Genomic DNA, 26155 nt, shown 5'->3' on the forward strand with positions numbered 1-26155 from the left:
TTCGGGAGGCCTACGCCTCGAACACCTCACGCACGAGCTGCTCCTGCTCGGCCTGGTGCCGCTTCGCGGAACCCACCGCCGGGGACGAGGAGTGCGGACGCGAGATGCGCCGCAGCCGCTCGCCGGCCGGGATGTCCGCGCCGACCGCCAGGTCCAGGTGGTCGATCAGGTTGAGCGCGATGAACGGCCAGGCACCCTGGTTCGCCGGCTCCTCCTGCGCCCAGAGGTACTTCTCGGCGTTCGGGTACTTGTTGACCTCCGCCTGCAGCTCGTCACCCGGCAGCGGGTACAGCCGCTCGATGCGGATGATCGCCGTGTCCGTGGCGCCCCGCTTCTGCCGCTCGGCCTCCAGGTCGTAGTAGACCTTGCCGGCGCAGAAGACGACCTTGCGGACCGCGGCCGGGTCGGCCGTGCTGTCGCCGATGACCGGGCGGAACTGGCCGTTGGTGAACTCCTCCGCCTTCGACGCGGCGGCCTTCAGACGCAGCATCGACTTCGGGGTGAAGACGACCAGCGGCTTGTGGTGCGGGTTGTGCACCTGCCACCGCAGGAGGTGGAAGTAGTTCGACGGCGAGGTCGGCATGGCGACCGTCATGTTGTTCTGCGCGCACAGCTGGAGGAACCGCTCGGGGCGCGCGGAGGAGTGGTCCGGGCCCTGGCCCTCGTAGCCGTGCGGGAGCAGCAGCACGACACCGCTGGTCTGGCCCCACTTCTGCTCGGCCGAGGAGACGAACTCGTCGACGACCGTCTGGGCGCCGTTGACGAAGTCGCCGAACTGGGCCTCCCACATCACCAGCGCGTCCGGGCGGGCCAGCGAGTAGCCGTACTCGAAGCCCATCGCCGCGTATTCGGACAGCAGCGAGTTGTAGACGGTCAGCCGCGCCTGGTCCTCGGCGAGGTACTGCAGCGGGGTGTACTCCTCGCCGGTCTCCCGGTCGATCAGCACCGCGTGGCGCTGGCCGAACGTGCCGCGCTGGGAGTCCTGGCCGGCCAGCCGGACCGGGGTGCCCTCCAGCAGCAGGGAGCCGATGGCGAGGGTCTCGCCCATGCCCCAGTCGATCGTGCCGTCCTCCACCATCGCCGCGCGGCGCTGGAGCTGCGGCAGCAGCCGCGGGTGGACGGTGATGGTGTCGGGGATGTTGACCTGGGACTCGGCGATCCGCTTGACGACCTCGGTGGAGACCGCGGTCGGGACCGTGACCGGGAAGCCGTCCTGCGGTGCCTGGACGTCCCCGGGGGCCGGCTGCGAGGTGGCCTCGCGGACCTCGGTGAAGACCTTCTCCAGCTGGCCCTGGTAGTCCTGGAGGGCCTGCTCGGCCTCCTCCAGGGTGATGTCGCCGCGACCGATCAGGGACTCGGTGTACAGCTTGCGCACCGAGCGCTTCTTGTCGATCAGGTCGTACATCAGCGGCTGGGTGAAGGCCGGGTTGTCCGACTCGTTGTGACCGCGGCGGCGGTAGCAGATGAGGTCGATCACCACGTCCTTGTTGAACGCCTGGCGGAACTCGAAGGCGAGCCGCGCCACGCGCACGACGGCCTCGGGGTCGTCGCCGTTGACGTGGAAGATCGGGGCCTCGATCATGCGGGCCACGTCCGTCGCGTACATGGAGGAACGCGAGGACTCGGGGGCCGCGGTGAAGCCGACCTGGTTGTTGATGACGATGTGGACCGTGCCGCCGGTGCGGTAACCGCGCAGCTGCGACATGTTCAGGGTCTCGGCCACCACGCCCTGGCCCGCGAAGGCCGCGTCGCCGTGGATCGCCACCGGCAGCACCGTGAAGTCCGTGCCGCCCTTGTTGATGATGTCCTGCTTGGCGCGGGCGACGCCCTCCAGCACCGGGTCGACGGCCTCCAGGTGGGAGGGGTTGGCGACCAGCGAGACCTTGATCTGCTCGCCGTCCAGGCCGGTGAAGGTGCCCTCGGCGCCCAGGTGGTACTTCACGTCGCCGGAGCCGTGCATCGACTTCGGGTCGAGGTTGCCCTCGAACTCGCGGAAGATCTGCGCGTACGACTTGCCGACGATGTTGGCCAGCACGTTCAGCCGGCCGCGGTGGGCCATGCCGATGACGACCTCGTCCAGGCGGGACTCGGCCGCGGAGTCGATGACCGCGTCCAGCAGCGGGATGACGGACTCGCCGCCCTCCAGGGAGAACCGCTTCTGGCCGACGTACTTCGTCTGCAGGAAGGTCTCGAACGCCTCGGCCGCGTTCAGCCGGCGCAGGATGCGCAGCTGCTCCTCGCGCTCCATCTTGGAGTGCGGGCGCTCCACCCGGTCCTGGATCCACTTGCGCTGCTTGGGGTCCTGGATGTGCATGAACTCGATGCCGGTGGTGCGGCAGTACGAGTCGCGCAGCACGCCGAGGATGTCGCGCAGCTTCATCATCGACTTGCCGGCGAAGCCGCCGACGGCGAACTCGCGCTCCAGGTCCCACAGGGTGAGGCCGTGCTCGACGATGTCCAGGTCGGGGTGCTTGCGCTGCTTGTACTCCAGCGGGTCGGTGTCGGCCATGACGTGGCCGCGGACCCGGTAGGAGTGGATCAGCTCGAAGACGCGGGCGGCCTTGGTGACGTCGTCGTCGTGGCTGGCGTCGATGTCCTTGAGCCAGCGGACCGGCTCGTAGGGGATGCGCAGCGCCTCGAAGATGTCGTCGTAGAAGCCGTTCTCGCCGAGCAGCAGGTTGGCGACCTGGCGCAGGAACTCGCCGGAGGCGGCGCCCTGGATCACCCGGTGGTCGTAGGTCGACGTGAGCGTCATGACCTTCGAGATGCCGAGCTTGTTCAGGGTGTCCTGGCTGGTGCCCTGGAACTCCGCCGGGTAGTCCATGGCGCCGACGCCCATGATCACGGACTGGCCGGGCATCAGGCGCGGCACGGAGTGGACGGTGCCGAGGCCGCCGGGGTTGGTCAGGGAGACCGTGACGCCGGAGAAGTCGTCCATCGTCAGCTTGCCGTCGCGGGCGCGGCGGACGATGTCCTCGTAGGCCTGCCAGAACTCGAAGAAGTTCAGCGTCTCGGCCTTCTTGATGGCGGCCACGACGAGCTGGCGGTCACCGTTGGGCTTGACCAGGTCGATGGCCAGGCCCAGGTTGACGTGCGGCGGCTTGATCAGGGTCGGCTTGCCGTCCTTGACGCCGTAGGACCAGTTCATCGACGGCATGGCCTTGATGGCCTGCACCATCGCGTACCCGATGATGTGCGTGAAGGAGATCTTCCCGCCGCGGGCGCGCTTGAGGTGGTTGTTGATGACGATCCGGTTGTCGAACAGCAGCTTCACCGGGACGGCGCGGACCGAGGTGGCGGTCGGCATCTCCAGCGAGGCGTCCATGTTCTTCGCCACGGCGGCGGACGGGCCGCGCAGCGTGATCAGCTCGGGGCCCTCGGGGACCGCCTTCGCCGGTTCCGGCTTGGGCTTCGGCTGAGCGGGCGCCTGTGCGGGTTGCGCCGGCTTGGCCGGGGCGGCCTTCGCCGCGGGAGCGGCGGGAGCCGCGGGGGCCGGGGCCTGAGCGGGGGCCGCGGCGGGCTTCGGGGCCGGGGCGGCGGCCTGGGGGGCCGGGGCCGCGGGTGCCTGCGGGGCCGGGGTGGTCTCTGCGGCCCCCGTGGCCGCAGCACCCGCCGGGGCCGGGGTGGCAGGAGCACCCGGCTTGTAATCGGCGAAGAAGTCCCACCAGGCACGGTCCACTGAATTCGGGTCCTGGAGGTACTGCTGATAGATCTCGTCGACGAGCCATTCGTTCGCACCGAACGCGGCTGCGGGGTTCTTCCCGGCTTGGTCGTCGGTGGAGAGACTCGATGAGTTACTGGGGGACTGTGGCGACACGGCGGCAACCGCCCTCTTCCGCTTCACAAGGTGATGGACAGCGGGAATAAAGGCTACGCCTCCCTGGCCGGGAAGGTCAGGTCGGGCATGGTCATCGTCGTGTAAGTCACATCGGAAATCTTGTTTCGGGGCTTGATATGGCGGGAAACAAGCGTGGTTCCGCGCACGCGGGAGCGCACCGGCGGGGCCCGCCGGTGCCGTGCTCAGACGGGTGCCCGGACCTCGGCCGATCACGCGTGTCCGGCCGCGCGGACCGGCGGCGGAGCGTCGTGGATCTTGTGCTTCCGGTGCGGACCCTACGTCAACCGGTCAGGGAAGTCAGTCCCGGAAGAGTGACGATGATCCGGCAGCCACGCTCGGATTCGGCCACCCCTATCCGGCCCCCGTGCAGATCCACCGCCCACCGGGCGATCGCCAGCCCGAGCCCGGTGCCGCCGTCGCTGCCCGGGCCGTGCGGCCGGGTGACCGCACCCCGGTTGAACCGCTCGAACACCCGGTGCCACTCGGACCGGGGGATACCGGGGCCCTCGTCCAGGACCTCCAGCACCAGCGACTCCGGCTGCGGCCCGCGCCGCGCCTTCACGGTCACCCGGCCGTGCGGCGGGCTGTGCTTGACCGCGTTGTCGATCAGGTTGGCGACCACCTGGTGGATGCGCTCGGGATCGGCGTGCGCGGTCAGCTCCGGCGGCGAGACGTCCAGGTGCAGATGGACGTCCTTGCGGGTGTGGCTGCCCGAGCCGGAGGCCATGCCCGCGCGCACGGAGGCGACCATGTTGGCCTCCTTCAGCACGCCCGACAGATACGGCCACACCTCGAACCGGCGCGCCTTCAGCGGCACCACGCCGTTGTCCAGCCGGGACAGGTCCAGCAGGGTCTCCACCAGGCGGCCCAGCCGCTCGGTCTGCTTCAGGGCCGTCCGCATGGTCTCCGGATCGGCCTCGGTGACCCCGTCGACGATGTTCTCCAGCACCGCGCGCAGCCCGGCGATCGGGGTGCGCAGTTCGTGCGAGACGTTCGCCACCAGCTCCTTGCGCTGGTTGTCCTGGGCCTCCAGCTCGTCGGCCATGACGTTGATCGTCTGGGCCAGGTCGCCGAGCTCGTCCCGGCGGCTCTCCCGCACCCGGCGCGTGTAGTCGCCCTGCGAGATGGAGCGGGCCACCGCGTTCATCTCGTCCAGCGGCATGGTCAGCGAGTGCGCCACGAACTGGGTGATGAGCAGGGTGGCGATCATCGAGAAGACCGTGATGAAGCGCAGCTCCGTCTGGGTGTGCACCGCGACGAGCGACAGCCCGGTGGTGATCAGCACCGCGATGACGACCAGCGCGCCCAGCTTGGTCTTGATCGAGAACGGGCGTACGCCGCCCCAGGGTTCCTCGCCGAGGGTCCCGGGGCTCCTCCGTGCGGCCTGGCGCCCGCTGCCGCTCACGGGGCCGGTGTCTCCAGCGCGTAGCCCACGCCGTGCACGGTCCGGATCCGTTCGGCGCCGATCTTGCGGCGCAGCGCCTTGATGTGGCTGTCGACCGTGCGGGTGCCGGAGGCGTCCGCCCAGTCCCACACCTCGGCCAGCAGCTGCTCCCGGGAGAGCACCGCGCGCGGGGTGTTCGCCAGGCACACCAGCAGGTCGAACTCGGTGGGCGTCAGGTGGACGTCCTCCGACTTCACCCGCACCCGGCGCTGGGCGTGGTCGATCTCCAGCTCGCCGAGGCGCAGGATGCCGGTGCGGGGGGTGGCGGCGGCCAGCGCGGCCCGCTCCACCCGGCGCAGCAGCACGTGCACCCGGGCCGCCAGCTCGCGCATGGAGAACGGTTTGGTCATGTAGTCGTCGGCGCCCACGCCGAGCCCGACCAGCATGTCCGTCTCGTCGTCCCGCGCGGTCAGCATCAGCACCGGCACCGGCCGCTGGGCCTGCACCCGCCGGCACACCTCGAGCCCGTCGAAGCCGGGCAGCATGATGTCGAGGATCAGCAGGTCGGGCTGCCAGGCCTCGGCGGTGTCGACGGCGGCCGGGCCGTCGGCCGCCGTCTGCACGAGAAATCCCTCGGCACGGAGCCGGGCCGCGATGGCGTCGACGATCGTGGGGTCGTCCTCCACGACCAGCACCCGGCGCTGTGCGCCCGGGGTGGTCGTCGCCGCGCCGCTCTGGGAGGTGTGTGTCTGCTCCATCGCCCGCCCCTGTGTGTTGCTTTCCGGAATCCGTGGGGTGATCCCATGTCTGCGTCGGACGCTTGAATGATCCGCGTCAGGGCAGCACATTACGGGGACTCACCGCGCTGTCGCTATCCAGGTCGGACGGCGAGGTGGACGGCGTCGGGAACGCCCCGGGCAACGGGCACTTCTTCGGTACGCACCCGCTGGAACCCGGCATTCCGCAAGGTTCCTTCAAATTCCGGAGAGGGCTCGGCGGACCACACCGCGAGTACTCCGCCGGGCCTCAACAGCCGTGCGCACGCGGCGAGTCCGGCCGGCGAATAGAGGCTGTCGTTGTCCTCGGTGACGGTCCATCCGGGGCCGTTGTCGATGTCGAGGCACAGCGCGTCGAACGTGTCGGATGTCTCATTGACGTACGTCACGAGATCCGCTCGCACGATCGTGGTGCGCGGGTCGGCGAGGGCGCCGGCGGAGATCTCGGCGAGCGGGCCGCCCCGGTGCCAGTCGATGACGGCGCCCTCGCGCTCCACCACGGTGATCCGCCCCCAGCACGGGTCGGCGGCGGCGTGTGCGAGCGAGAAGCCGACGCCCAGCCCGCCGATCAGCACCGCCGGGGCGGGCCGCCCGTCCAGCGCGTCCCGCGCGGCGTCGACCAGCAGCCGCTCCGAGCGGCCGTCGGAGGTGTCCATCAGGAAGCAGCCGTTGGCGATGATCTGCAGCAGCGCACCGTGCCTGCGCAGCACCACTTCGCCGTACGGGCCGTCGCGTCGGTCCAGGACCACGGGAGTGTCGTACACGGCAGTCATGACTCCCATCCTGCTCGAACGGGGCCGGACCTTCAGGGGTATTGGACAGGACGGCCCCGGATGAGTGGCTCCGCCGGCCGGAGCGACTGATCGCTCAGAGCGAACACATCCCCGGGAACAATCGGCCGCGCCAGAACATTGAGTCGGCATAGCTCAAGTTGACTGCCTAAGGGGAGATCATGGCTGCTGAGTCACCGGCGTTCACGCTGACCCTGCCCGTGCTGCCGCTCGACGACGAGGTGGTACTGCCCGGCATGGTGGTTCCGCTGGACCTGAGCGACGCCGAGGTACGGGCCGCGGTGGAGGCCGCGCAGGCCGCCGCCCGCTCCGAACCCGGCAAGCCCAAGGTGCTGCTGGTGCCGCGCGTCGAGGGCACGTACGCCAGGACCGGCGTCCTCGGCACGGTCGAGCAGGTGGGCCGGCTGGCCGACGGCGACCCCGGCGCCCTGGTCCGCGGCCGCAGCAGGGTCCGCATCGGCGCCGGCACCACCGGACCGGGCGCCGCGCTGTGGGTCGAGGGCGCGAACGTCGAGGAGAGCGTGCCGGACCCGCTGCCGGGCCAGGTCGCCGAACTGGTCAAGGAGTACAAGGCACTCGCCACCAGCTGGCTGCGCAAGCGCGGCGCCTGGCAGGTCGTGGACCGCGTCCAGGCCATCGACGACGTCTCCGCGCTGGCCGACAACTCCGGCTACTCGCCCTTCCTGTCCACCGAGCAGAAGGTGGAACTGCTGGAGACCGCCGACCCGGTGGCCCGCCTCCGCCTCGCCACCCAGCAGCTGCGCGACCACCTCGCCGAGCAGGAGGTGGCCGAGACCATCGCCAAGGACGTCCAGGAAGGCGTCGACAAGCAGCAGCGCGAGTTCCTGCTGCGCCGTCAGCTGGAGGCCGTCCGCAAGGAACTGCGCGAGCTGAACGGCGAGAAGGAGGGTGAGGAGTCCGACGACTACCGCGCCCGCGTGGAGGCCGCCGACCTGCCGGAGAAGGTCCGCGAGGCCGCCCTGAAGGAGGTCGACAAGCTGGAGCGCGCCTCCGACCAGTCGCCCGAGGGCTCCTGGATCCGCACCTGGCTGGACACCGTCCTGGAGATGCCGTGGAACGAGCGGACCGATGACAGCGCTTCCGCGTACGACATCCGGGGCGCCAGGGCCGTGCTCGACGCCGAGCACGCTGGCCTGGAGGACGTCAAGGAGCGCATCACCGAGTACCTGGCCGTGCGCAAGCGGCGCGCCGACCGGGGCCTGGGCGTCGTCGGCGGGCGGCGGGGAGGTGCCGTACTCGCCCTGGTCGGTCCCCCTGGTGTCGGGAAGACAAGTCTGGGAGAGAGCGTCGCGCACGCCATGGGCCGCAAGTTCGTCCGGGTCGCCCTCGGCGGCGTCCGCGACGAGGCGGAGATCCGCGGCCACCGCCGTACGTACGTCGGCGCGCTGCCCGGCCGGATCGTGCGCGCGGTCAAGGAGGCCGGGTCGATGAACCCGGTGGTCCTGCTGGACGAGATCGACAAGGTGGGCTCCGACTTCCGGGGCGACCCGGCCGCCGCCCTGCTCGAAGTCCTCGACCCCGCGCAGAACCACACCTTCCGCGACCACTACCTGGAGGTCGAGCTGGACCTCTCCGACGTGGTCTTCCTCGCCACCGCCAACGTCCTGGAGGCCATCCCGGAGGCGCTCGCCGACCGCATGGAGATCGTCCGCCTGGACGGCTACACCGAGGACGAGAAGGTCGTCATCGCCCGTGACCACCTGCTCCCGCGCCAGCTGGAGCGGGCCGGCCTGGACCGGGACGAGGTCACCCTGGACGAGAGCGCCCTGCGCAAGCTGGCCGGCGAGTACACGCGCGAGGCGGGCGTGCGGACCCTGGAGCGTTCGATCGCGCGCCTGCTGCGCAAGGTCGCCGCCCAGCACGAACTGGGCGAGCGGGAGCTGCCGTTCACCGTCACCGACGGCGAGCTGCGCGACCTGATCGGCCGGCCGCACCACGTGCCCGAGTCCGCCCAGGACCCGGCCGAGCGCCGTACGGCCGTGCCCGGCGTGGCGACCGGTCTCGCGGTCACCGGGGCCGGCGGCGACGTGCTCTACGTGGAGGCGTCCCTGGCCGACCCGGAGACGGGCGCGGCGGGCCTGACCCTCACCGGCCAGCTGGGCGACGTGATGAAGGAGTCGGCGCAGATCGCGCTGAGCTTCCTGCGCAGCCACGGCGCCGAGCTGGAGCTGCCGGTGGCCGACCTGAAGGACCGGGGCGTGCACATCCACTTCCCGGCGGGCGCGGTGCCCAAGGACGGCCCGAGCGCGGGCATCACGATGACCACGGCCCTCGCCTCGCTGCTCTCCGGCCGCCTGGTCCGCACGGACGTGGCGATGACCGGCGAGGTCTCGCTGACCGGCCGCGTCCTGCCCATCGGCGGGGTGAAGCAGAAGCTGCTCGCCGCGCACCGCGCCGGGGTGACCACCGTGATCATCCCCAAGCGCAACGAGCCCGACCTGGACGACGTCCCGGCCGAGGTGCTGGACAAGCTCGACGTCCACGCCGTCACCGACGTCCGCCAGGTCCTGGAACTGGCGCTCGCGCCGGCGGTGAACGGCGCGGAGCCGGAGGTTCCCGTGGCGGCGTGACGGACACCGCGGGCGAGGCGGTACCCGGGTCCCTCGCGGGAGGCCCGGGTCCCCGCCGTGCCCGGGCCCGGCTCGCCGTGCGCAGGGTCTCTTCCCGGAGCGGACAGGGGTCCTCAGAGCGCTGCCGGGGTCTGCTCCGCCCACACCGTCTTGCCGGTCCGCTCGTGCCGGGTGCCCCAGCGTTCGGCGAGCTGGGCGACCAGCAGCAGGCCCCGGCCGCCCTCGTCGAAGATGCGGGCCCGGCGCATGTGCGGGGTGCTGCCGCCGGCGTCGTAGACCTCGCAGACCAGGGCGGAGCCCGGGCGCAGCAGCCGGAGCCGGACGGGCGGACGGCCGTAGCGGATGGCGTTGGTGACCAGCTCGCTGACGATCAGCTCGGTGGTGAACACGGCCTCCTCCAGGTCCCAGGCGGACAACTGCTCGCCCACGAGACGGCGGGCCCGGGAGACGACGGTCGGCTCGGGGTCCAGTTCCCAGCAGGCCACCCGGTCCCCGTGCAGGGCCCGGGTACGGGCCAGCAGCAGGGCGAAGGGGTCATCCGGGCGGTGGCCGATCAGCTCGGCGAGGACCCGGTCGCACACCGAGTCCAGCGACGGCACCGGGTGGTCCGGCCCGCCGCACACCGCCTCCAGCGCCCGGCCGAGAGCCCGCTCGCGGGCCTCTGACGTCCCGTTCGCGCACAGGGCGAGCAGGCTGCCCTCGGGCAGCTCCGTCTCGACCACCTCGAAGGGCGGCCCGCCCAGGCCCAGCGGCGGCCCCGCGGGCACGTCGAGGAAGCGCACGGTGCCGTCCGGGGCCGCCACGGCCGGCGGCGGATGCCCGGCCCGGGCCGCGGCGCACCGGCGCGAGACGGGGTCGTAGACGGCGTACAGGCAGGTGGTGCCGATGCCGCCAGCGGTCTCGGTGGCGGGGTCCGCACTGCCCTCGTCGGCGGCCAGCCGCAGCACCAGGTCGTCCAGGTGGGTGAGCAGCTCGTCGGCGGGCAGGTCCACGTCGGCCAGGGTGCGCACCGCCGTGCGCAGCCGGCCCACGGTGGCCGAGGCGCGGATGCCGTGGCCCGCCACGTCGCCCGCGACGAGCGCCACCCGCGCCCCCGACAGCGGGATCACGTCGAACCAGTCGCCGCCCGGACCGGTCCCGGCCTCACCCGGCAGACAGCGGGTGGCGATCTCCAGGGCGGCCCGGCCGGGCAGCGGATGCGGGAGCAGACCGTGCCGCAGGGGCTCGGCGGCGGGCGGCGGGACCTCGGCGCGGGCCTGTTCGATGCCGGCGGCGGCCTTGGCGGTGAACTCCTCGGCGCGCCGTACGTCCTCCGGCCCGAAGGGCTCCCGCCCCCGGGTACGGCCGAACAGCGCCACGCCGAGCGCCCCGCCCCCGGTGACCAGCGGCACCGCCAGCAGGAACCGGGTCCCGGACGCGCGCAGCCAGCCGGCGCACGGGTCCAGCGCCGCCCACTCGGCGATGCCGGGTTCCGCCGTGTCGTACAGCAGCGGGCGGGCCGTCGCCAGGCACCGGGCGGGCGGCGAGCCGGCCGGGCAGACGACCGCCTCGCCGACGCAGGTGCCGCGCGCGGACCCCTCGCCGTCCGGGGCCGTGCGCAGGGCCGCCCGGCGCAGCACGACCTGCCCCGGCTGCGGGCCGCCGGTGCCGGGGGCGGTGCCGGACCGGGGGCTGTCCAGCAGGTCGACCGCCATGACGTCGGCCAGCCGGGGGACCGTGACCTTGGCCAGCTCCTGGGCGGCGAGGACCTGGTCCGCCGCCGTCGCGGTGCCCGGGCCGGTGCCGTCCGCCGGCTGCGGTCCGCCGGCGGCGTCCGGGGCCGGCCGCGACACGGACAGGCAGACGGCCCGCACCCGGCCGTCGGTGTCCTTCAGCGGGGTGAGGACGGCGGTGCGGCCGAGGTCCGGGGCGAGCCGGCCGCGCGCCTCCTGCGGGCGGCCGGACTCCAGCGCCGCCCGCATGGACCGTTCGGCCTCCTCGCTCGCGGCGCCGGGCACGATGTGGGTCAGCCGCAGCCCCCGCATCGCGGCCTCGGGCAGGGCGAGGGCGTGCTCCAGCCGGCGGTTGGCCCGCAGCAGTCGCAGGTCCGGGTCGAAGACGGCCAGCGGAAAGGGCGACTGGAGGAAGGTCCACTCCTCCAGGGGATCGCCCCGGGGCGGCTGCGGCCGGGTCGTCACCGCGCTCACCACGAGCCAGTCGGTGCGCCCGGCGGGGGAGGTGCGGCGATGGGCGAGGACGTCCAGCTCCAGGCGCCGGCCGTCCTGGTGGCGCAGCGGGACGGTGCCGTGCCAGCGGCCGCGGCCGGCCAGGGTACGACGGGCACCGGTGGGGTCGGTGGCGAGCAGCGCGGCGGCGGGGCGGCCGACCACCGCGGGGGAGTCGTAGCCGAGCAGCCGCCGCGCGCCGTCGCTCCAGCCGGTCAGGATGCCCCGCTCATCGATGGTGGCCGTGGCCGTGTACGTCGCTGGTCGCTCCATCGCCGCTCATCTCGCCCTTGCTCGGCAGGCTCTCCTGACCAGCATGATCCCGGGCGGCGCGGAGCACCAACGCAGGGCGCGGGCCGCACGGCACGACGAGCACCGGCCCTGGGGGCGCCTGCCCTCACGCTGGCTGCCCCGGCCCCGGGGACGGCTCGGGCCCACGACACCCCGCCACCTGCCACCGCAGGCGCGGAGGGCGCCGGGGCCGGGGAACTGTCTCGGGTCGCGGGCTGCCGCGGGCGCCTGGGGGCGGGCCGGGCCCGGGGCGACCGCCTGTGCGGGCTGTGCCTGTTCGGGGCGGGGTTCGGCTTGGGGCGCTTGCCTGCCGGGGGCGGCTCGCGTTCTGGGCCGGCTCGGGTTCGGGGGTGCCCGCGCCTGCCACCGCGGGTTCAGGTGGCGTGGCCGGGGGACCCCTCGGGGCAGGGCCTGCCGCGGGCCGTCCCTGCCTGCGGCAGGCCCGAGTCTGCGGTGCCGGCTCGCCGGGACAGCTCCCGCTCCAGGTCGGCCCTGGCCTCGGATGCCTGTCCGCCCGGCACCACTGCCGCTCGGAGCGGGCTCCGGCCGGGGGCGTCTCCCCGCCGGGCACGGCCCGCAGTGGGCCGGCACTGGCCCGCGGCGCCCGCCCACTGCGGGCCGCCCCATCCGCGCACGGGCCGGTGCCGGCCGTCGCCGCAGTCACGGCTCGCGGGCCGTTCTTGCCTCCAGGCGCCCCGCGGGCCGAGCCGTCGCCGCAGTCACCGCCCACGGGCCGTCCCCGCCTGCGGCAGGCCCGCGGGCGGACCTCGTCTCGAGCATCGGCCGCGGGCCGTTCCCGCCCGTGGGCGCCGTGCCGCCGAGTCGTCGTCTCGGCCATCGGTCACCGGTCGTACCCACCCGCGGGGGCCCCGTAGCCGAACCGTCGCCTCAGCCACCGGTCACCGGCCGCTCCCGCCCGCGCGCGGCCCGCGGGCGGGCGGTCTCTCAGCCGTTGGCCAGGGCCTGCACCCGGTCCAGGGCGCCGTTGAACTTGTCGTGGTCCCCGACCGTCGGGCCGGAGGAGGTGTACTGCCACATCGTGTAGAACGCCCACCCGGCCGGCAGCGTCCCCGGGTCCGTGGCGTAGCGGGCGATCCACAGCGGGTTGTCGGTGGCGAAACCGCCGTAGTTGCCGGTGCACTGGGTCCACCAGCTGGTGGCCGTGTAGATCACGGCGTACCGCCCGGTGCGGGCCTTGTAGGTGTTGATGAAGTCGGCGATCCAGCTGACCATCTGGCTCGCGGTCTTGCCGTAGCAGGCCGCGCCGTACGGGTTCCACTCGATGTCGAGGGCGCCGGGCAGGGTCTTGCCGTCCCGCGACCAGCCGCCGCCGTGGTCGACGAAGTAGTTGGCCTGGGTGGCGCCGCTGGTGGTGTCCGGGGTGGCGAAGTGGTAGGCGCCGCGGATCATGCCCACGTTGTAGGAGCCGTTGTACTGCTGGGCGAAGTACGGGTTGGTGTAGTACGTGCCCTCCGTCGCCTTCGTGTACGCCCAGCGGACTCCGCTGTTCCACAGCGTGGACCAGGCCACGTTCCCCTGGTACGCCGAGACGTCCACGCCCTCGGTCTGGGTGGCGTCGCCGGTGCTGGGGGTGCCGCTCCGGCCGTCGTGGGCGAGGACGCCCATGCCCATGTACGCGGAACCGCGGCCGGGCGTGTCCGCGGCCCGCGCGGAGGTGAGGGGGAGCGTGAGGGAGAGCGCCGCGAGCAGGGCCGTGACCACGACGGCGAGGGGGCGCGGGCGAAGCGGGGTACGAGGGGTGGGACCGGGTCTGAGCACGGTCATGGCGTGCCTCCGGGAGGGGGAGTGGGGGAGCGATGTGGGGACCGTGGGGGGTGACCGCCCGCCCACTGGACGTGGGCATGCCATTAAGGGCGTGGTAAAGAAGCTACGCACGTAGATGACGGCGTGGAAGGGGGTCCGGACGACGCCGTTGGTCTATGCCTGCGAAATACTGACGGAGCTGCGGCAATGACGACGTGTGACACAAACTTTCAGGACTGCGAAACCGATCAGGGGTGCTGACGTGCACGAGGACAGAAACAGCGGCGGAACCGGCGCCGCCTGCCAGGTGACGCCCAGTGGTGCAGACCAGGAATTCCTCGCCCTGGAACGCGAGTTGACCGTGCTGCTGCGACGCGCCCGGGCCAACCAGGCGGAGATGGCCCGGGAGGTCCACCCCGACCTGGAGTCCTCCGCCTACGGCCTGCTCATCCGGCTGGACGAACAGGGCGGCCGGCGGGCCACCGAACTCGCCGCGTACATCGGCGTCGGCAAGGCCACCATGTCCCGGCAACTGCGCGCCCTGGAGGAGCTGGGCCTGATCGCCCGCGAACCCGACCCGGCCGACGGCCGGGCCTGGCTGGTCACCCTCACCGAGGAGGGCAGGCGCCGCGTCGGCACCGTCCGCGAGGCCCGCCGCGCCCGCTACGTCCGCGAGCTCGCCCACTGGGACCGCCGCGAGGTCGCCGAACTGGCCCGGCTGCTGCACGAGCTGAACGACGTCATGGCGAAGTAGCCGCTCACAGCTCCGCGTACACCACCGTCGCGTCGTCGTGCGTCTTGGCCCGCCCCAGGAACGCCCGCCCCTCCCGGTCCGCCGTCTCCAGCACCCGCACCCGCTCGACCAGCGACCGGGCCCCCTCCTCGGCGACCACGTCGAACAGCGCCGCCCAGTCCCCCGCGCCGAACGTCTCCGTCCAGCGGGTCGCGCCGTCCGTCAGCGCGGCCAGCGCGCGCACCTCGCGCCGGGGCAGCGCACCGGTGACCGCGCGGGCGGCCACGGCGGGGTCGGCGGCGGCCGTGAAGAACCCGCCCTCCTTGTTGCGCAGGCGCGCGTCGACCAGCGCGGCCGAGGCCAGCGCGGAACGGGGGAGCCGGGCGAGCCGGTCGTCCAGCACCGCGCTCACCGCCCCGTCGGGCCCCCGCAGCAGCAGCGCCGCGTCCGACAGCACCAGGTACTCGACCTCGGCGGCGGACCAGCGGGCCAGGGCGACGGTTGCCTGAGGAGTTCGCGGGTGAGAAAGGTCACAGATGTCCGCGTGTGCCCGCGCGGTGCGCCGGATCGCCCGCGCGAGAATCTCCGGCAGCGTCAGATCTCGGCGTGAAACGGTCAGTTCGGTCAGTGCGCCGCCCAGCCGCGCGGTGAACCAGGGCACCGAGTGCAGACAGCCCGTCCCGCCGCGCGGCGGCGTCACGCCGTCCAGGACGAGCGCGCAACCTCCTTGTCCGCAGGCGGGTACTCCGACACCGGCGAAGTCCTCGTTGGGGCGGGCCGGGTCGCCGGGTTCCGAAACGAGATCAGTGCGCACCCGGCCAGTCTGCACGACCTCTTCACACGGAGCGCCAACGACCGGCCCGCCCCCGGTAATTCCCGGGACCTCGCAGGTCAGACGCCTGGTTTGGGCAGGAATGAGGCACTCCGGCAAGACGTGGTGGCGAATACTGCCAAAGCCTGCCGCGCGCGTCCAACCGGCCCGCCGCGCGGCAGCCGGGCACACGCCGGAGGAACTTGCCCGCCAACTCCCTCCCGATGTTCACTCCTTCGGGTGGCGGGTCAGGTGATGCGCGACCACTGCCCACCGGCGCTGGGAGGGTCGGGAACCATACGAACCGGGTGTACGCACCACTTGGCCCCGAAGTGGCGGGGTGCCACCCGGGCCCCTGGGTAGACGAGTTCGAGAATGCGAGCACCGGTGCAGAAGAAGCGGCCTCGGCGCACAGGCAGTCAGCCGGCCCCCGCGGGGACCGTCCCGCAGACCCCCGTGGGCACCGGCCGCCCCACCCATGTGCGCACCCGGCTGATCGTCGCCGTCGCCGTGGTGGCCGCCGCCGTGGCCGGCGCCGGCGCGCCCGCGCTGCTCACCGCCTCCCGGGACGTCCACGACTCCCAGGAACTGGTGACGCTCGCCGCCCGCACCCAGGACGCGCTCACCCTCGCCCACTCCCTCGCCGACGAACGCGACGAGGTGACGTCCTACGTCGCGGCCGGCCGCCCCCGCTCCAAGGCGCCCTCCGAGGACCGCAGCGCCCGGGTGGACCGGCAGGTCGCGGAGCTGCGCGCGGACACCGACACCCCGGCCCGCCTGCGCCGCGCCCTCGACGGCATCGACACGCTCCGCCGGGCCGCCCTCACCGGCAGGACCGACGCCCTGCGCACCCACGAGGCGTACTCCGCGGCGGTCGACGAACTGCACCGCCTCGCCGAGGAACTGGCCGAGCGACTGCCCCCGCGGGCCGGCTCCGGCGCCTACGCCCTCGCCGAACTGGACTCCGCCGTCCAGCAGTCCGCCGCCGCCCGCGGCCTGCTGCTGGCCGCGCTGAACGTCCCGGCCGGCACCCGGACGGTCATCGACCCCGTCTCCGGCCTGCCCACCACGTCCGCCACCGGCAGCGACACGGACCGCGCCCGGCGCGACGCGCTCACCGCCGCCGCCCAGCAGGCCCGACTGCGCGCCGACGCGGCCCTCGCCGACTTCCGCGCCACCGCCCCCGAGGCGGCCGTCGACTCCTACGACTCCACGGTCACCGGCCCCGAGGTCAACTCGGCCGAGAAGTTCCTGGCCACCCTCACCGACCAGCCGTCCCTGGCCGACGGCGAGCTCACCACGAGCACCAAGAGGCTGGACGCGGCCCTGTCCGCCCGCATCGACCTGATGCGCGGCGCCGAGTCCGCGCTCTACGACCACCGCACCAAGGACCTGGCAAAGCTCCGGGACGACGACGTTACCGCCCTGGAGATCCGCGTCGCCGTCCTCGGCGTACTGCTGCTGGTCGCGGTCGGCACCGCCACGGCCATGGCCCGCAGCCTGACCCGCCCGCTGTCGGTCCTGCGCCGCGGCTCGGCCCGGCTGGCCGAGGCCGAGGACCCGGCGGCCCAGGACCCGATCGCCTTCACCGGCCGCAACGACGAGTTCGCCCAGGTGGTCCGCTCGGTCAACGCCCTGCACGCGCACGCCGCCGCGCTGCACGAGCGGGTGGCCACCCTGGAGACCGACCGCAAGCACCTGGTGGGCCAGCGCCAGAAGATGGCCGACGCCCGCGAGGAACTGCGCGCCGAACTCGCCGAGAACACCGCCCAGCTGGAGCGGCTGCGCACCAGCATCGGCTCCACCTTCGTCAACCTGGCGCTGCGCACCCTGGGCCTGGTCGAACGCCAGCTCGCGGTCATCGAGGGCCTGGAGGACCGCGAGCAGGATCCCGACCGCCTCGCGACCCTCTTCAAGCTGGACCACTTCGCCACGGTCATGCGCCGGCACAGCGAGAACCTGCTGGTCCTCGCCGGTACCGAGCACGTCCAGCAGCACCCGGGCCCGGTCCCGCTGGTCGACGTGGTCCGGGCGGCGGTCAGCGAGATCGAGCGCTACGAACGCGTCCGCATCGCCTCGCTGCCCCCGCACGCGCACGTGGCCGGGTTCGCCGCCGACGACCTCTCCCATCTGCTCGCCGAACTGATGGAGAACGCCACGTCGTTCTCCCCGCCGGACCTGCCGGTGGAGGTCTCCGGCTGGCTCCTGGAGTCCGGCGAGGTCATGCTCTCCGTCCAGGACGAGGGCATCGGCGTGGCCGAGGAGCGCCTGGCCCGCCTCAACGCCCGCCTCGCCGACTTCGACCCCCAGTCCCTCTACGACCAGGAGGACACCGACGGCCTCGGTCTCGGCCTCTACGTCGTCGCGCGCCTCGCCCACCGGCACGGCGTGCGGGTCCAGCTGCGCGAGCAGAAGCAGGGCGGCACGGCGGCGGTCGTGGTCCTGCCGGCCCAGCTCCTCGCCGAGGCCCCGCCGACGGCCCTGCCGCCGCAGACCGCGCCCGGCAGCACCACGGGTACGTACAGCCTCCCGGGCGCCGACGCGGAGGCCAACTCCAACGTCCTCCAGGCCCGTACCAAGGACCCGCTGGTGGCCCTGGCCGAGCAGGCCGTACGGGACACCCACGAACAGGCCACCCCGTCCGCCGACCCCACGGAGACCCGCCCCAAGCCGGTGGAGACCCCCGCCGAGACGACGATGGAACTCCTCCTGCCGGCACCCCAGGAGGACCCGGCGCAGGACCCGGGGGCCGACGGCGGCGAGCACGCCCCGCAGGGGACACCCGCACCCGACGACGAAACCCGCACGGACGGCGCGGACGGGAACCCGGAAGCCGACGGCGAGGCCGAGGCGGAATCGGCGGAGCGGCTCACCAGCAAGGGTCTCCCCAAGCGCACACCCAAGATCACCGCCCCCACCGCCCCGCCCCGCCCCCGCAACACCCGCATCGACGCCGACGCCCTGCGCCGCAGGCTCGGCGGCTTCCGCAGCGGCGCCGAGGCCGGCTACCGCGACGTAGAGGCGGAGATCGCCGAGAAGACGGCCGGCCACCGCCGGCCGGCCAGCTACGCACACGCCGAAGAAGCCACGGGGGGCACAGCCGAGGAGGCAAGCAGTTGACCGCGCCCACTACCTACGGACTGAGCACCGAAGCCCGTAACCTGCACTGGCTGCTGACCAACCTGGTCGAGGAAGTACCCGGCATCCAGTCCGTCGCCGTGGTGTCCTCGGACGGACTGCTGCTGCTGTCGTCCGACCCGGCCCACACGGAGCAGTCCCGTGCGGTCCGCCCGGCGAAGGGCCCGCGCGGGTCCGCCGCCGACCTCGCCACCATCGTCTCCGGCATCGGCAGCCTCACCGTGGGCGCCGCCAAGCTGCTGGAGTTCGGCGGGGTCAAGCACACCATGATCGCGATGGACGAGGGCAGCCTGTTCGTGATGTCGATCAGCGACGGCTCGCTGCTCGGCGTGCACGGCAGCGCCGAGTGCGACATGAGCGTCGTGGCCTACCACATGGCGCTGTTCGTGGGCCGTGCCGGACACGTCCTGACGCCCGAACTCCGCAGCGAACTGCGCAAGTCCATGGAGTCCGAGCCGACGGGGAGCACCCGGTGACCGGCCCCGCGAACAAGCCCGGGACGCAGCGGCTCCCGGTACGCGGCGGCGACCGCAGACCCGCCCGCGTCCGCCCCTACTCGCTCACCGGCGGCCGTACCCGCTTCGGCCACGTCCTCCTCGTGGAGACGTTCGTGGCCGCGCTGGAGGCTCCCGAGGAGCGCAAGGAACTGACGAACGGCCCGCAGCCGAACCGGGGCATGCCGGAGATGCTGGCCATCGTCGAGCTGTGCCGCCGTATGCGCACGGTGGCCGAGATCGCCGCGCTGCTGAAGATGCCGCTCGGCGTGGTCCGCGTCCTCCTGAGCGATCTCGCGGACCAGGGAAAGATCCGTGTGTACGGCACCGGAACCGGTCACGGCACCGGCCGTCCGGACCGCGCGCTGCTGGAAAGGGTGCTGAGTGGACTCCGCCGTCTCTGACGCCACGGCCGCCTTCGGGGGCACTCCCCTCGCCGCCTCCTTCGCCGAGCCGGACGAGGACCTGAGGTCCTGGCAGACGGACCGGACGCGCGCCCCCATCGCGACGAAGATCGTGGTGGCGGGCGGCTTCGGCGTCGGCAAGACCACCCTGGTCACCTCCGTCTCGGAGATCACGCCCCTGCAGACCGAGGCGCTGATGACCGAGGCCAGCGAGGACACCGACGACCTGTCCGCCACCCCGGGCAAGCTCACCACCACCGTGGCCATGGACTTCGGCCGCCTCACGCTCGACGACGACCTGGTGCTCTACCTGTTCGGCACGCCGGGCCAGCAGCGGTTCTGGTTCATGTGGGACGACCTGGTGCGCGGCGCGATCGGCGCCGTCGTCATGGCCGACACCCGCCGCCTGAAGGACTGCTTCCCCGCGCTGGACTACTTCGAGAGCTGCGGTCTGCCCTACGTCGTCGCGGTCAACCACTTCGACGGCAGCGAGCGGTTCGAGCCGGAGGACGTACGGGAGGCGCTGACCATACCGGCGCACATCCCTGTCATGATCATGGACGCGCGGCGGCGGTTCTCGGTGATCGAGACCCTCCTGGCCCTCGTCGGCCACGCGCTGGACGAAACCCCCGAGTAGTCCTGATAGGAGTCCCCACCCGCATGCGGAAGATACTCGTCGTCGGAGCCGGCCAGTCCGGCCTCCAGCTCGCCCTCGGCCTGCAGTCGCACGGCTACGAGGTCACCCTGATGTCGAACCGGACCGCGGACGAGATCCGTTCCGGCCGGGTCATGTCGACGCAGTGCATGTTCCACACGGCACTCCAGCACGAGCGCGACCTGAAGCTGAACTTCTGGGAGTCCCAGGCCCCGAAGATCGAGGGACTCGGCGTCTCGGTCGCCGCGCCCGGCTCGCACGACCCGGGCCCCACCCAGCGGGCCATCGACTGGGTGGGCAAGCTGGACGGGTACGCGCAGTCCGTCGACCAGCGGGTGAAGATGGCCGGCTGGATGGAGACCTTCGCGCAGCGCGGCGGCCAGCTGGTCATCCACGGCGCGGCCGTCGGCGACCTGGACTACTTCTCCCGCACCTACGACCTCGTGCTGGTCGCCGCCGGCAAGGGCGAGCTGGTGTCGATGTTCGCCCGCGACCCCGAGCGCTCCCCGTACGCCGAGCCGCAGCGGGCGCTGGCGGTGGCCTATGTGCACGGCCTCGGACCGCGCCCGGAGCACCCGGAGTTCGACGCGGTCCGCTGCAACCTGGTGCCCGGGGTCGGCGAGTTGTTCGTCATGCCGACGCTGACCGTCTCCGGCCGTGCCGACATCCTGTTCTGGGAGGGCATACCCGGCGGCCCGCTCGACGTCTTCCGCGGTGTCAAGGACCCGGCCGAGCACCTCTCCCTGACCCTGGAACTCATGGAGCGGTTCACGCCCTGGGAGTACGCGCGGGCGACCAAGGTCGAACTGACCGACGCGGGCGGCACGCTGGCCGGGCGCTACGCCCCGACCGTGCGCAACCCCGTCGGCCGGCTGCCCTCCGGCGGCCTGGTCCTCGGCGTCGCCGATGTGGTCGTGGCCAACGACCCGATCACCGGGCAGGGTTCCAACTCGGCGTCCAAGTGCGCGGCGGCATACCTCGCCTCGATCCTGGAGCACGGCGACAAGCCCTTCGACGAGGAGTGGATGCGGGCCACCTTCGACCGCTACTGGGCCACCGCGCAGCACGTCACCAAGTGGACCAACGCCATGCTGGCCCCGCCGCCGGAGCACGTGCTGAACCTCATCGGCGCGGCAGGTTCGCTCCAGCCCGTGGCGGACCGTTTCGCCAATGGGTTCAACGACCCGGCCGACTTCGAAGACTTCTTCTTCGATCCCGACAAGGCGGCCGCCTACCTCGGATCGCTCACCGGGGCCTGATGGTTCTGTCCCCTTTTGACACCTGAAATCGGCGGGGGGACGCTGGGACAGGTGTGCAGGGGGGACAAGCCATGGAGGAGTTCCCATGAAGGCTCGACGGGTACGCCTGGCGGTTCTGGCGCCTCTGGCGGTGTCGTCGCTGGCGTTGGGGACGGTGACGTTCTCCGCCTCGACAGCGGCGGCGGCATCGCCCACCTGTAGCGTCAGAAGCACCGACAACCCGAGGAACTTGCTGGTCAGCGGCAGGAACTTCAAACCGAACAAGTTCGTGGCCGTGACCTCCGCCAGCGGAGGCGTGGGCGGCGTGCGGGCGGGCGCCACCGGCCGCTTCTCCCTGACGGTCACCGACGCGCGCGGCACCGTCAGAGCCCGTCAGTTCGGCGGCAGCCCGGTCCGGTGCGGCACGGCCGGGACGGGAGAGCAGGACAACGCCAGGAAGCAGTACCGCGAGGGCTTCCGGCAGGGATTCGCGGCCGTGCGGGAGAACTGCGACGCGACGCAGCCACGGCAGGGGTTCGCGGCCGTCGACGAGAACTTCAGGAGGGGGTTCAGGGACGGCGCGAAGCTGGCGAGCGAGCGGTTCTGCGAGGACTAGCCGGGCCCGCCCGCGGCGGGACGCACGGCGCCCAGGATCGGGTGGGCGGCGATCGGTGAGACCGTGACCCGCCCGCCCGGTCGCGGCGCCTGGACGACCTTCCCGTCCCCCACGTACATCGCCACGTGTGTCGCCTCGGGGAAGTACACCACCAGGTCCCCGGGGCGCAGCCGGCGCAGCGGCACCTTCGTGAGCCGGTCCCACTGCTCCTGGCTGGTGCGCGGGACCGGGATGCCCGCCTGGGCCCAGGCCCGCGAGGTCAGCCCCGAGCAGTCGTAGGCGTCCGGGCCCGCCGCGCCCCACGCGTACGGCTTGCCGACCTGGTCCAGGGCGTAGCGGACCGCGCGGTCGGCGGCGGGCGCGGCGGGACCGCCGGCGGGCGGGGCCGCGGGGCGGCCGGCGGGCAGGGCGCCCGCGGTCGTGAGTTCGCGCTGGGCCTCGGCGACACCCTGTTCCTCCAGCCGGGCCACGGCCGCGAGCTGGTCCGGGGTGAGGCCGGCCAGCATGCGTTCCACGTCGGCCAGTTTCGCCCGGACGTCGTCGCGCTGCCGCTTCTGCCGCTCGGCCAGGGCGAGCCGGTCGTCGAGGGCCTTGCGGGCCGCGCGGGCCAGGGTGTCCTGGTGCCGCTCCGCGAGGGTCAGCCGGGCCACCGTACGGGCCCGTTCGCGGGTCAGTTCGCCGATGACATGGCCCTCGTCCAGCGCGGCCTGCGGATCGGGGGCGAGGAGCAGGCGGACGTAGGGGCCGAGGCCGCCGCCGCTCTGGTACTGCTGCCGGGCCAGCCGGCCGGCGTCCCTGCGCTGGGACCGCAGGGCGAGCCGGGCGCGGGCGAGTTCGCCGTCCAGCCGGGCCACTTCGGCGCGCTGCCGCTCCAGCTTCTCCGTGGTGGCGTTGTAGGTCTCGGTGGCCTGTTCCGCCTGCCGGTACAGGCGCTGAAGGTCCGTCAGAAGCTGTCCCACGGACGGCTGCCGGGCGGTCGCGGTCCCGGCCGGCGGCGCGTCCGGCGCGGCCGTGGACGGCCGCGGGTCGGGCACGGCCACGGACGGCCGCGGATCCGGTACGGCCATGGCGGGTACGGGCGCGAGGACGGCCTGGGCCGCCACCGCGGCCGTACCGGCCAGACGCCGGAGCACTCCTGACACGTCATCACCTCCGGTGCGGGAGGGCGGGCCTTCCGCCTCCCGTCGCACGGTGATAATCAGACGTGTCGGCACACAATATGCGGGAAGGCTGCGCGGTTCGGCGCACCACTTTCACTCGTTCGTGTCACCCGGCTTGCCGGATCACGGAGCGCCGGGCGGCGGAGCGGGCGGCGCGGGCGGCGCGGCCGGCTTGGACCACGGCCACCTGAGCCGTCCGCCGGAGAGGTCGTCCGGGTCGTAGCGGTACTTCCAGCCCTGGACCAGCCCGAGCCGACGGCTGTGCCCGCGCGGCACGCGCCGGTAGACCAGCACCGTGGGCGCGCCGCCGTCCGGGTCCGGGACGGGGATGCGGTACGTCTTCGGGGGGTGTCCGGTGGGGCCGAGCAGGACGGGCAGCACGCGTCCGTCCATGGGGCCGCCCTCGAAGGGGGTCTCCTGACTCCTCACGCGGCCGGTACCGGGTGGTCCTCGGCGAGCGTGGCGACGAGCGCCGCCGTCTGCTCGTCACGGCCCGCGGTGACCTTGAGGACGGCCACGAACTGCTCGACCAGCCAGTCCCGCAGCTCGGCGGGCGGCGGCTGCTTGTCGTTGTCCAGCCAGATCAGCGAGGCCGCCTCGACGGCCGCGATCCACATCCGCACGGTCATGCGCAGCGGCGGGCCGGGCTCGCTGACCTCCATGTGCTGGTAGATGTGCTCGGCGGCGGACCGGCGCACGTCGTCCACGATGGCCGTGGTGCGCTTGGTCTCCACCACGCTGCCGCCCTGGAGCAGCGCGGCGAAACCGGTGTCGTGCTGGTCGACGAACTCCAGGTAGCGGTCCAGGACGCGGGACAGGCGGGACAGCGCGGACGTCTCGTGGGGCTCGTCGAAACACTGGTTCAGCTGCTCGGCTGCCGACCCGAGCGCGGCCTCGTAGAGCTGCTGCTTGCCGCCCGGGAAGTAGCGGTACACCAGGGGGCGCGAGACTCCGGCCTCCTCCGCCACGTCATCGAGGGACACGTCCTCGGGCGCACGGTGCGCGAAGAGCGAGAGCGCGGCGTCGAGGAGCTGGGTTCGTCGCTCCTCGACGCTCAGGCGGCGGTATGCGGGGGTGGCCGACTGGGTCATGGCGGTCAGCCTAACCGCCGCCGGGAGGCCGCCCTGCGGCGCTCGCGGGCGGCAGGGGCGCACGCGCGCCGCGCCCGCGCCCCCGCGGAGGGTGTGCCGGGCCTACGCCAGGAGGCCCGACGACCTCCACAGCCGCCGCCCCGCGCCCCGCAGCACACCGATGTCGTCCAGGAAATCGGTCAGGCGCTTCGCACCCGTCTGCATGATCTCGCGCCGGTGCCCACTGGCCTTCACCTGGGCCATCGCCTCGCGCTTGTCGAGCCCCACGTTCGTGTACACCTCCGGGTTGACGAAGGCGACCGAGAAGACGCGGGCGAACTCTCCGGAGGTGACCCGGGTGAACTCCTGGGACCACTTCGGGGCGGTCACCATCTGGCGCCGCAACTCCTCACGGGCGTACCGGACGTGCCGGGCCTCCTCCACCACGTGGATCCGCGTGACGCCCCGGATCAGCGGCTGCACCCGCTCGTCCGGGAAGGTCAGCCGCTGCATCCAGTCCAGGACCTCCTCGCCGAGCAGCGTGGCGGTGAACGAACCGGGCGTGGTGGAGATGGTCTTGAACAGGCGGCCGAGGTTCTGGTGGGCCCGGCTGACCGGGTACCAGGGCGTGCCGCCGCGGGTGATCAGCCGCGCGAACATCTTCGAGTGCCGGCACTCGTCCTCGATCTCGGTGAGGGCGTAGCGCACGTGCGCGCTCGTCGCCGCCTTGTCGTAGATGTGCCGGACCAGCAGCTGCATCAGGATGATCTCGAACCAGATGCCGAGCGAGGCCAGCGCCGCGGCCTCGTGCCGGGAGAGCAGGATGCGCTGTTCTTCGCTCATCCGCCGCCACATCGGGGTGTCGTAGAGCGAGACCAGCTCCGGCGGCCAGAACCACTTGCCCTCCTCGAAGGGCGCGTCCCAGTCCAGCTCCTCGTCCGGGTCGAAGGAGTGCTTGGCGGAAGAGGCGAGCAGCCGTTCGGCCACTTGTTCCCGGTCCTTGAGCAGGCCCAGCGCGTCGCGCAGGCCGTCCAGCGCGTCCGCTTCCGTCAGGGTCGTCATGGCTCCCTCACCTCGTTACCCGGGGGTAGTCGTCCTGTTCTTATAAGACTGCCTGTCAGTAAGGTCGTCAATCCCCTGCGCAGGACTTGTTGGGCGGCGGGAGACTCCCTGGCAGGTGCCCGCCGCCGGCGCGGCCCGGTTCACCTGGGAGTACGACGAGGGGCCACCTCCAGGTCCCAGTCCGGGAGACGACCGAGCCGGGCGCGGCGGAGGACTGACGGCCCGCACGGGCGGCGGGCGCGGCGGCGGGGGTGCCGGCGCGGTGCAGTAGCGTGCTGGCGTGTCCATGCCTCCACCGCAGCAGCCGCCGTACCCGGGTCCCTACGGGCAGCAGCCTCCGCAGGCCGCTCCCGGCCCGTACGGCTCGCCCTACCCCCAGCAGGGGTCCTACCCGCAGCACCAGCCGTACCCGCAGCACCAGCTGTACCCGGCCCAGCAGCCTTACCCGCCGCAGCAGCCCTATCCCGGCTGGGGCGTGCCGCCCATGGTGCCCCCGCCGAAAAAGCGCCGGGTCGGGCTGGTGCTCGGCATCGTGGGCGGGGCCGTCACGGTCGTCGTCGCCGGTCTCGTGGTGCTCGGCCTGGTGGCCGACAGCGGTTTCCCGGCGGCCGAGAACAAGCTGGTCCTGCCGCACCGCCTGCTCGACGGCGAGTACACCCTCGCCGAGGACCTCTCCGGCACCGAGGGCAAGAAGGCCGAGGACGAGGCCGACGGCGCCTGGGACGTCAAGGACGTCCACGCCACCGTCGGCCGCTACAGCCCGCCCGGCGAGGACTCCCGGTCCATGCTGCTCGTCTCCGGCATGTACGGCCGGTTCAAGAACACCCCCGCGATCCGCCGCGGCCTGCTCAAGGGTGCCGCCGAGGCCGACGGCGTGACGGTGGAGCGGCCCGCGAGGGACGTCACCCCGTCCGGCGCCGCCACCCGCGTCAGCTGCCAGGTGCTCACCCAGAAGGGCGCCTCCGCCACCCTGACCTACGGCGTCTGCGCCTGGGCGGACGGCAACACGGCGGCCGCCGTCGGCGAGGTCGACCTCTCCGTGCACGACCCCGCCGACGTGGACCTGGAGGAGGCCGCGCGCACCGCCCTGCGCGTCCGCTCCGAACTGCTCCGGCCCGCCGGCTGACCCCGCGCG

Annotated in this window: 20 protein-coding genes; 9 read left to right on the top strand and 11 right to left on the bottom strand. The window is 72.9% G+C overall.

From position 1 onward, the window contains the following. Window positions 1-10: 10 nt before the first annotated feature. The 4 genes from AB0E62_RS19995 to AB0E62_RS20010 all read right to left on the bottom strand — a co-directional run bounded on the left by AB0E62_RS19995 (window position 11) and on the right by AB0E62_RS20010 (window position 6771). Window positions 11-3817 (bottom strand): multifunctional oxoglutarate decarboxylase/oxoglutarate dehydrogenase thiamine pyrophosphate-binding subunit/dihydrolipoyllysine-residue succinyltransferase subunit, encoded by a 3807-nt coding sequence (locus AB0E62_RS19995; protein ID WP_362195046.1) that lies wholly within the window; start codon window positions 3815-3817, stop codon window positions 11-13. A 301-nt stretch (window positions 3818-4118) separates the two neighbouring features. Beyond that, on the bottom strand, window positions 4119-5243 hold the full coding sequence (locus AB0E62_RS20000) for a HAMP domain-containing sensor histidine kinase (RefSeq protein ID WP_362195049.1): 1125 nt from the start codon (window positions 5241-5243) through the stop codon (window positions 4119-4121). Further along, window positions 5240-5980, bottom strand: a complete 741-nt coding sequence (locus AB0E62_RS20005) for a response regulator transcription factor (RefSeq protein WP_030789897.1) — start codon at window positions 5978-5980, stop codon at window positions 5240-5242. Before AB0E62_RS20005 ends, AB0E62_RS20000 begins: the two co-directional genes overlap by 4 nt. Before the next feature lie 113 nt (window positions 5981-6093). After that, entirely contained in the window at window positions 6094-6771 is a 678-nt protein-coding gene (locus AB0E62_RS20010) for a spermidine synthase (protein WP_362195052.1), read from the bottom strand. 179 nt (window positions 6772-6950) lie between these two features. On the opposite strand from AB0E62_RS20010, the gene lon reads away from it, so the two are divergent. Then, complete coding sequence (gene lon, locus AB0E62_RS20015; RefSeq protein ID WP_362195055.1) at window positions 6951-9380, top strand: endopeptidase La; 2430 nt, start codon at window positions 6951-6953, stop codon at window positions 9378-9380. Between the two features lie 113 nt (window positions 9381-9493). Here lon and AB0E62_RS20020 read toward each other — a convergent pair whose 3' ends face one another. Both AB0E62_RS20020 and AB0E62_RS20025 read right to left on the bottom strand, forming a co-directional pair. Then, the gene (locus AB0E62_RS20020; protein WP_362195058.1) at window positions 9494-11857 is read right to left on the bottom strand and encodes a SpoIIE family protein phosphatase; all 2364 of its coding nucleotides are present in this window, start codon (window positions 11855-11857) and stop codon (window positions 9494-9496) included. A 963-nt stretch (window positions 11858-12820) separates the two neighbouring features. After that, entirely contained in the window at window positions 12821-13660 is an 840-nt protein-coding gene (locus AB0E62_RS20025) for a lysozyme (RefSeq protein WP_362195061.1), read from the bottom strand. 241 nt (window positions 13661-13901) lie between these two features. On the opposite strand from AB0E62_RS20025, the gene AB0E62_RS20030 reads away from it, so the two are divergent. Further along, window positions 13902-14393 (top strand): MarR family transcriptional regulator, encoded by a 492-nt coding sequence (locus tag AB0E62_RS20030; protein WP_362195064.1) that lies wholly within the window; start codon window positions 13902-13904, stop codon window positions 14391-14393. 4 nt (window positions 14394-14397) lie between these two features. Here the strand turns inward: AB0E62_RS20030 and AB0E62_RS20035 are convergent, their stop codons facing one another. Continuing rightward, window positions 14398-15186, bottom strand: coding sequence for a protein phosphatase 2C domain-containing protein (locus AB0E62_RS20035; protein ID WP_362195067.1), 789 nt, complete (start codon window positions 15184-15186; stop codon window positions 14398-14400). Between the two features lie 372 nt (window positions 15187-15558). Here AB0E62_RS20035 and AB0E62_RS20040 point away from each other — a divergent pair, with 372 nt between their 5' ends. From AB0E62_RS20040 to AB0E62_RS20065, 6 genes are all read left to right on the top strand, one after another. Then, window positions 15559-18303: a nitrate- and nitrite sensing domain-containing protein gene (locus AB0E62_RS20040; protein WP_362195070.1), complete on the top strand. Its 2745-nt coding sequence runs from the start codon at window positions 15559-15561 to the stop codon at window positions 18301-18303. After that, window positions 18300-18797, top strand: a complete 498-nt coding sequence (locus AB0E62_RS20045) for a roadblock/LC7 domain-containing protein (RefSeq protein WP_362195073.1) — start codon at window positions 18300-18302, stop codon at window positions 18795-18797. Before AB0E62_RS20040 ends, AB0E62_RS20045 begins: the two co-directional genes overlap by 4 nt. Further along, on the top strand, window positions 18794-19219 hold the full coding sequence (locus AB0E62_RS20050) for a DUF742 domain-containing protein (RefSeq protein ID WP_362195076.1): 426 nt from the start codon (window positions 18794-18796) through the stop codon (window positions 19217-19219). Before AB0E62_RS20045 ends, AB0E62_RS20050 begins: the two co-directional genes overlap by 4 nt. Further along, a complete protein-coding gene (locus tag AB0E62_RS20055) occupies window positions 19200-19856 on the top strand; it encodes an ATP/GTP-binding protein (RefSeq protein WP_362195079.1) in 657 nt (218 codons plus the stop codon). Before AB0E62_RS20050 ends, AB0E62_RS20055 begins: the two co-directional genes overlap by 20 nt. A 23-nt stretch (window positions 19857-19879) precedes the next feature. Then, window positions 19880-21133, top strand: a complete 1254-nt coding sequence (locus AB0E62_RS20060; RefSeq protein ID WP_362195082.1) for a styrene monooxygenase/indole monooxygenase family protein — start codon at window positions 19880-19882, stop codon at window positions 21131-21133. 85 nt (window positions 21134-21218) lie between these two features. Next, window positions 21219-21728: a hypothetical protein gene (locus AB0E62_RS20065; RefSeq protein WP_362195085.1), complete on the top strand. Its 510-nt coding sequence runs from the start codon at window positions 21219-21221 to the stop codon at window positions 21726-21728. Here AB0E62_RS20065 and AB0E62_RS20070 read toward each other — a convergent pair. The 4 genes from AB0E62_RS20070 to AB0E62_RS20085 all read right to left on the bottom strand — a co-directional run bounded on the left by AB0E62_RS20070 (window position 21725) and on the right by AB0E62_RS20085 (window position 25020). Then, entirely contained in the window at window positions 21725-22870 is a 1146-nt protein-coding gene (locus AB0E62_RS20070) for an NlpC/P60 family protein (RefSeq protein WP_362195088.1), read from the bottom strand. The two genes, AB0E62_RS20065 and AB0E62_RS20070, sit on opposite strands and share 4 nt — an antisense overlap. Before the next feature lie 141 nt (window positions 22871-23011). Then, window positions 23012-23317, bottom strand: coding sequence for a hypothetical protein (locus AB0E62_RS20075; protein WP_362195091.1), 306 nt, complete (start codon window positions 23315-23317; stop codon window positions 23012-23014). Next, window positions 23314-23979: a TetR/AcrR family transcriptional regulator gene (locus AB0E62_RS20080; protein WP_362195094.1), complete on the bottom strand. Its 666-nt coding sequence runs from the start codon at window positions 23977-23979 to the stop codon at window positions 23314-23316. The genes AB0E62_RS20075 and AB0E62_RS20080 overlap by 4 nt, the downstream gene beginning before the upstream one ends. Window positions 23980-24081: 102 nt before the next feature. Next, window positions 24082-25020: a diiron oxygenase gene (locus AB0E62_RS20085; RefSeq protein ID WP_362195097.1), complete on the bottom strand. Its 939-nt coding sequence runs from the start codon at window positions 25018-25020 to the stop codon at window positions 24082-24084. A 286-nt stretch (window positions 25021-25306) separates the two neighbouring features. Here AB0E62_RS20085 and AB0E62_RS20090 point away from each other — a divergent pair, with 286 nt between their 5' ends. Further along, the gene (locus tag AB0E62_RS20090; protein ID WP_362195170.1) at window positions 25307-26146 is read left to right on the top strand and encodes a hypothetical protein; all 840 of its coding nucleotides are present in this window, start codon (window positions 25307-25309) and stop codon (window positions 26144-26146) included. Window positions 26147-26155 lie beyond the last annotated feature (9 nt).

The sequence above is a fragment of the Streptomyces sp. NPDC038707 genome, assembly GCF_040636485.1.
GTDB lineage: Bacteria > Actinomycetota > Actinomycetes > Streptomycetales > Streptomycetaceae > Streptomyces.

Excerpts from the sequence above, each read along its gene's own strand:
- AB0E62_RS20005 (WP_030789897.1), bottom strand. The coding sequence starts at position 5,980 with ATGGAGCAGACACACACCTCCCAGAGCGGCGCGGCGACGACCACCCCG.
- AB0E62_RS20010 (WP_362195052.1), bottom strand. The coding sequence starts at position 6,771 with ATGACTGCCGTGTACGACACTCCCGTGGTCCTGGACCGACGCGACGGC.
- lon (WP_362195055.1), top strand. The coding sequence starts at position 6,951 with ATGGCTGCTGAGTCACCGGCGTTCACGCTGACCCTGCCCGTGCTGCCG.
- AB0E62_RS20020 (WP_362195058.1), bottom strand. The coding sequence starts at position 11,857 with ATGGAGCGACCAGCGACGTACACGGCCACGGCCACCATCGATGAGCGG.
- AB0E62_RS20025 (WP_362195061.1), bottom strand. The coding sequence starts at position 13,660 with ATGACCGTGCTCAGACCCGGTCCCACCCCTCGTACCCCGCTTCGCCCG.
- AB0E62_RS20040 (WP_362195070.1), top strand. The coding sequence starts at position 15,559 with ATGCGAGCACCGGTGCAGAAGAAGCGGCCTCGGCGCACAGGCAGTCAG.
- AB0E62_RS20060 (WP_362195082.1), top strand. The coding sequence starts at position 19,880 with ATGCGGAAGATACTCGTCGTCGGAGCCGGCCAGTCCGGCCTCCAGCTC.
- AB0E62_RS20065 (WP_362195085.1), top strand. The coding sequence starts at position 21,219 with ATGAAGGCTCGACGGGTACGCCTGGCGGTTCTGGCGCCTCTGGCGGTG.
- AB0E62_RS20080 (WP_362195094.1), bottom strand. The coding sequence starts at position 23,979 with ATGACCCAGTCGGCCACCCCCGCATACCGCCGCCTGAGCGTCGAGGAG.
- AB0E62_RS20085 (WP_362195097.1), bottom strand. The coding sequence starts at position 25,020 with ATGACGACCCTGACGGAAGCGGACGCGCTGGACGGCCTGCGCGACGCG.
- AB0E62_RS20090 (WP_362195170.1), top strand. The coding sequence starts at position 25,307 with ATGCCTCCACCGCAGCAGCCGCCGTACCCGGGTCCCTACGGGCAGCAG.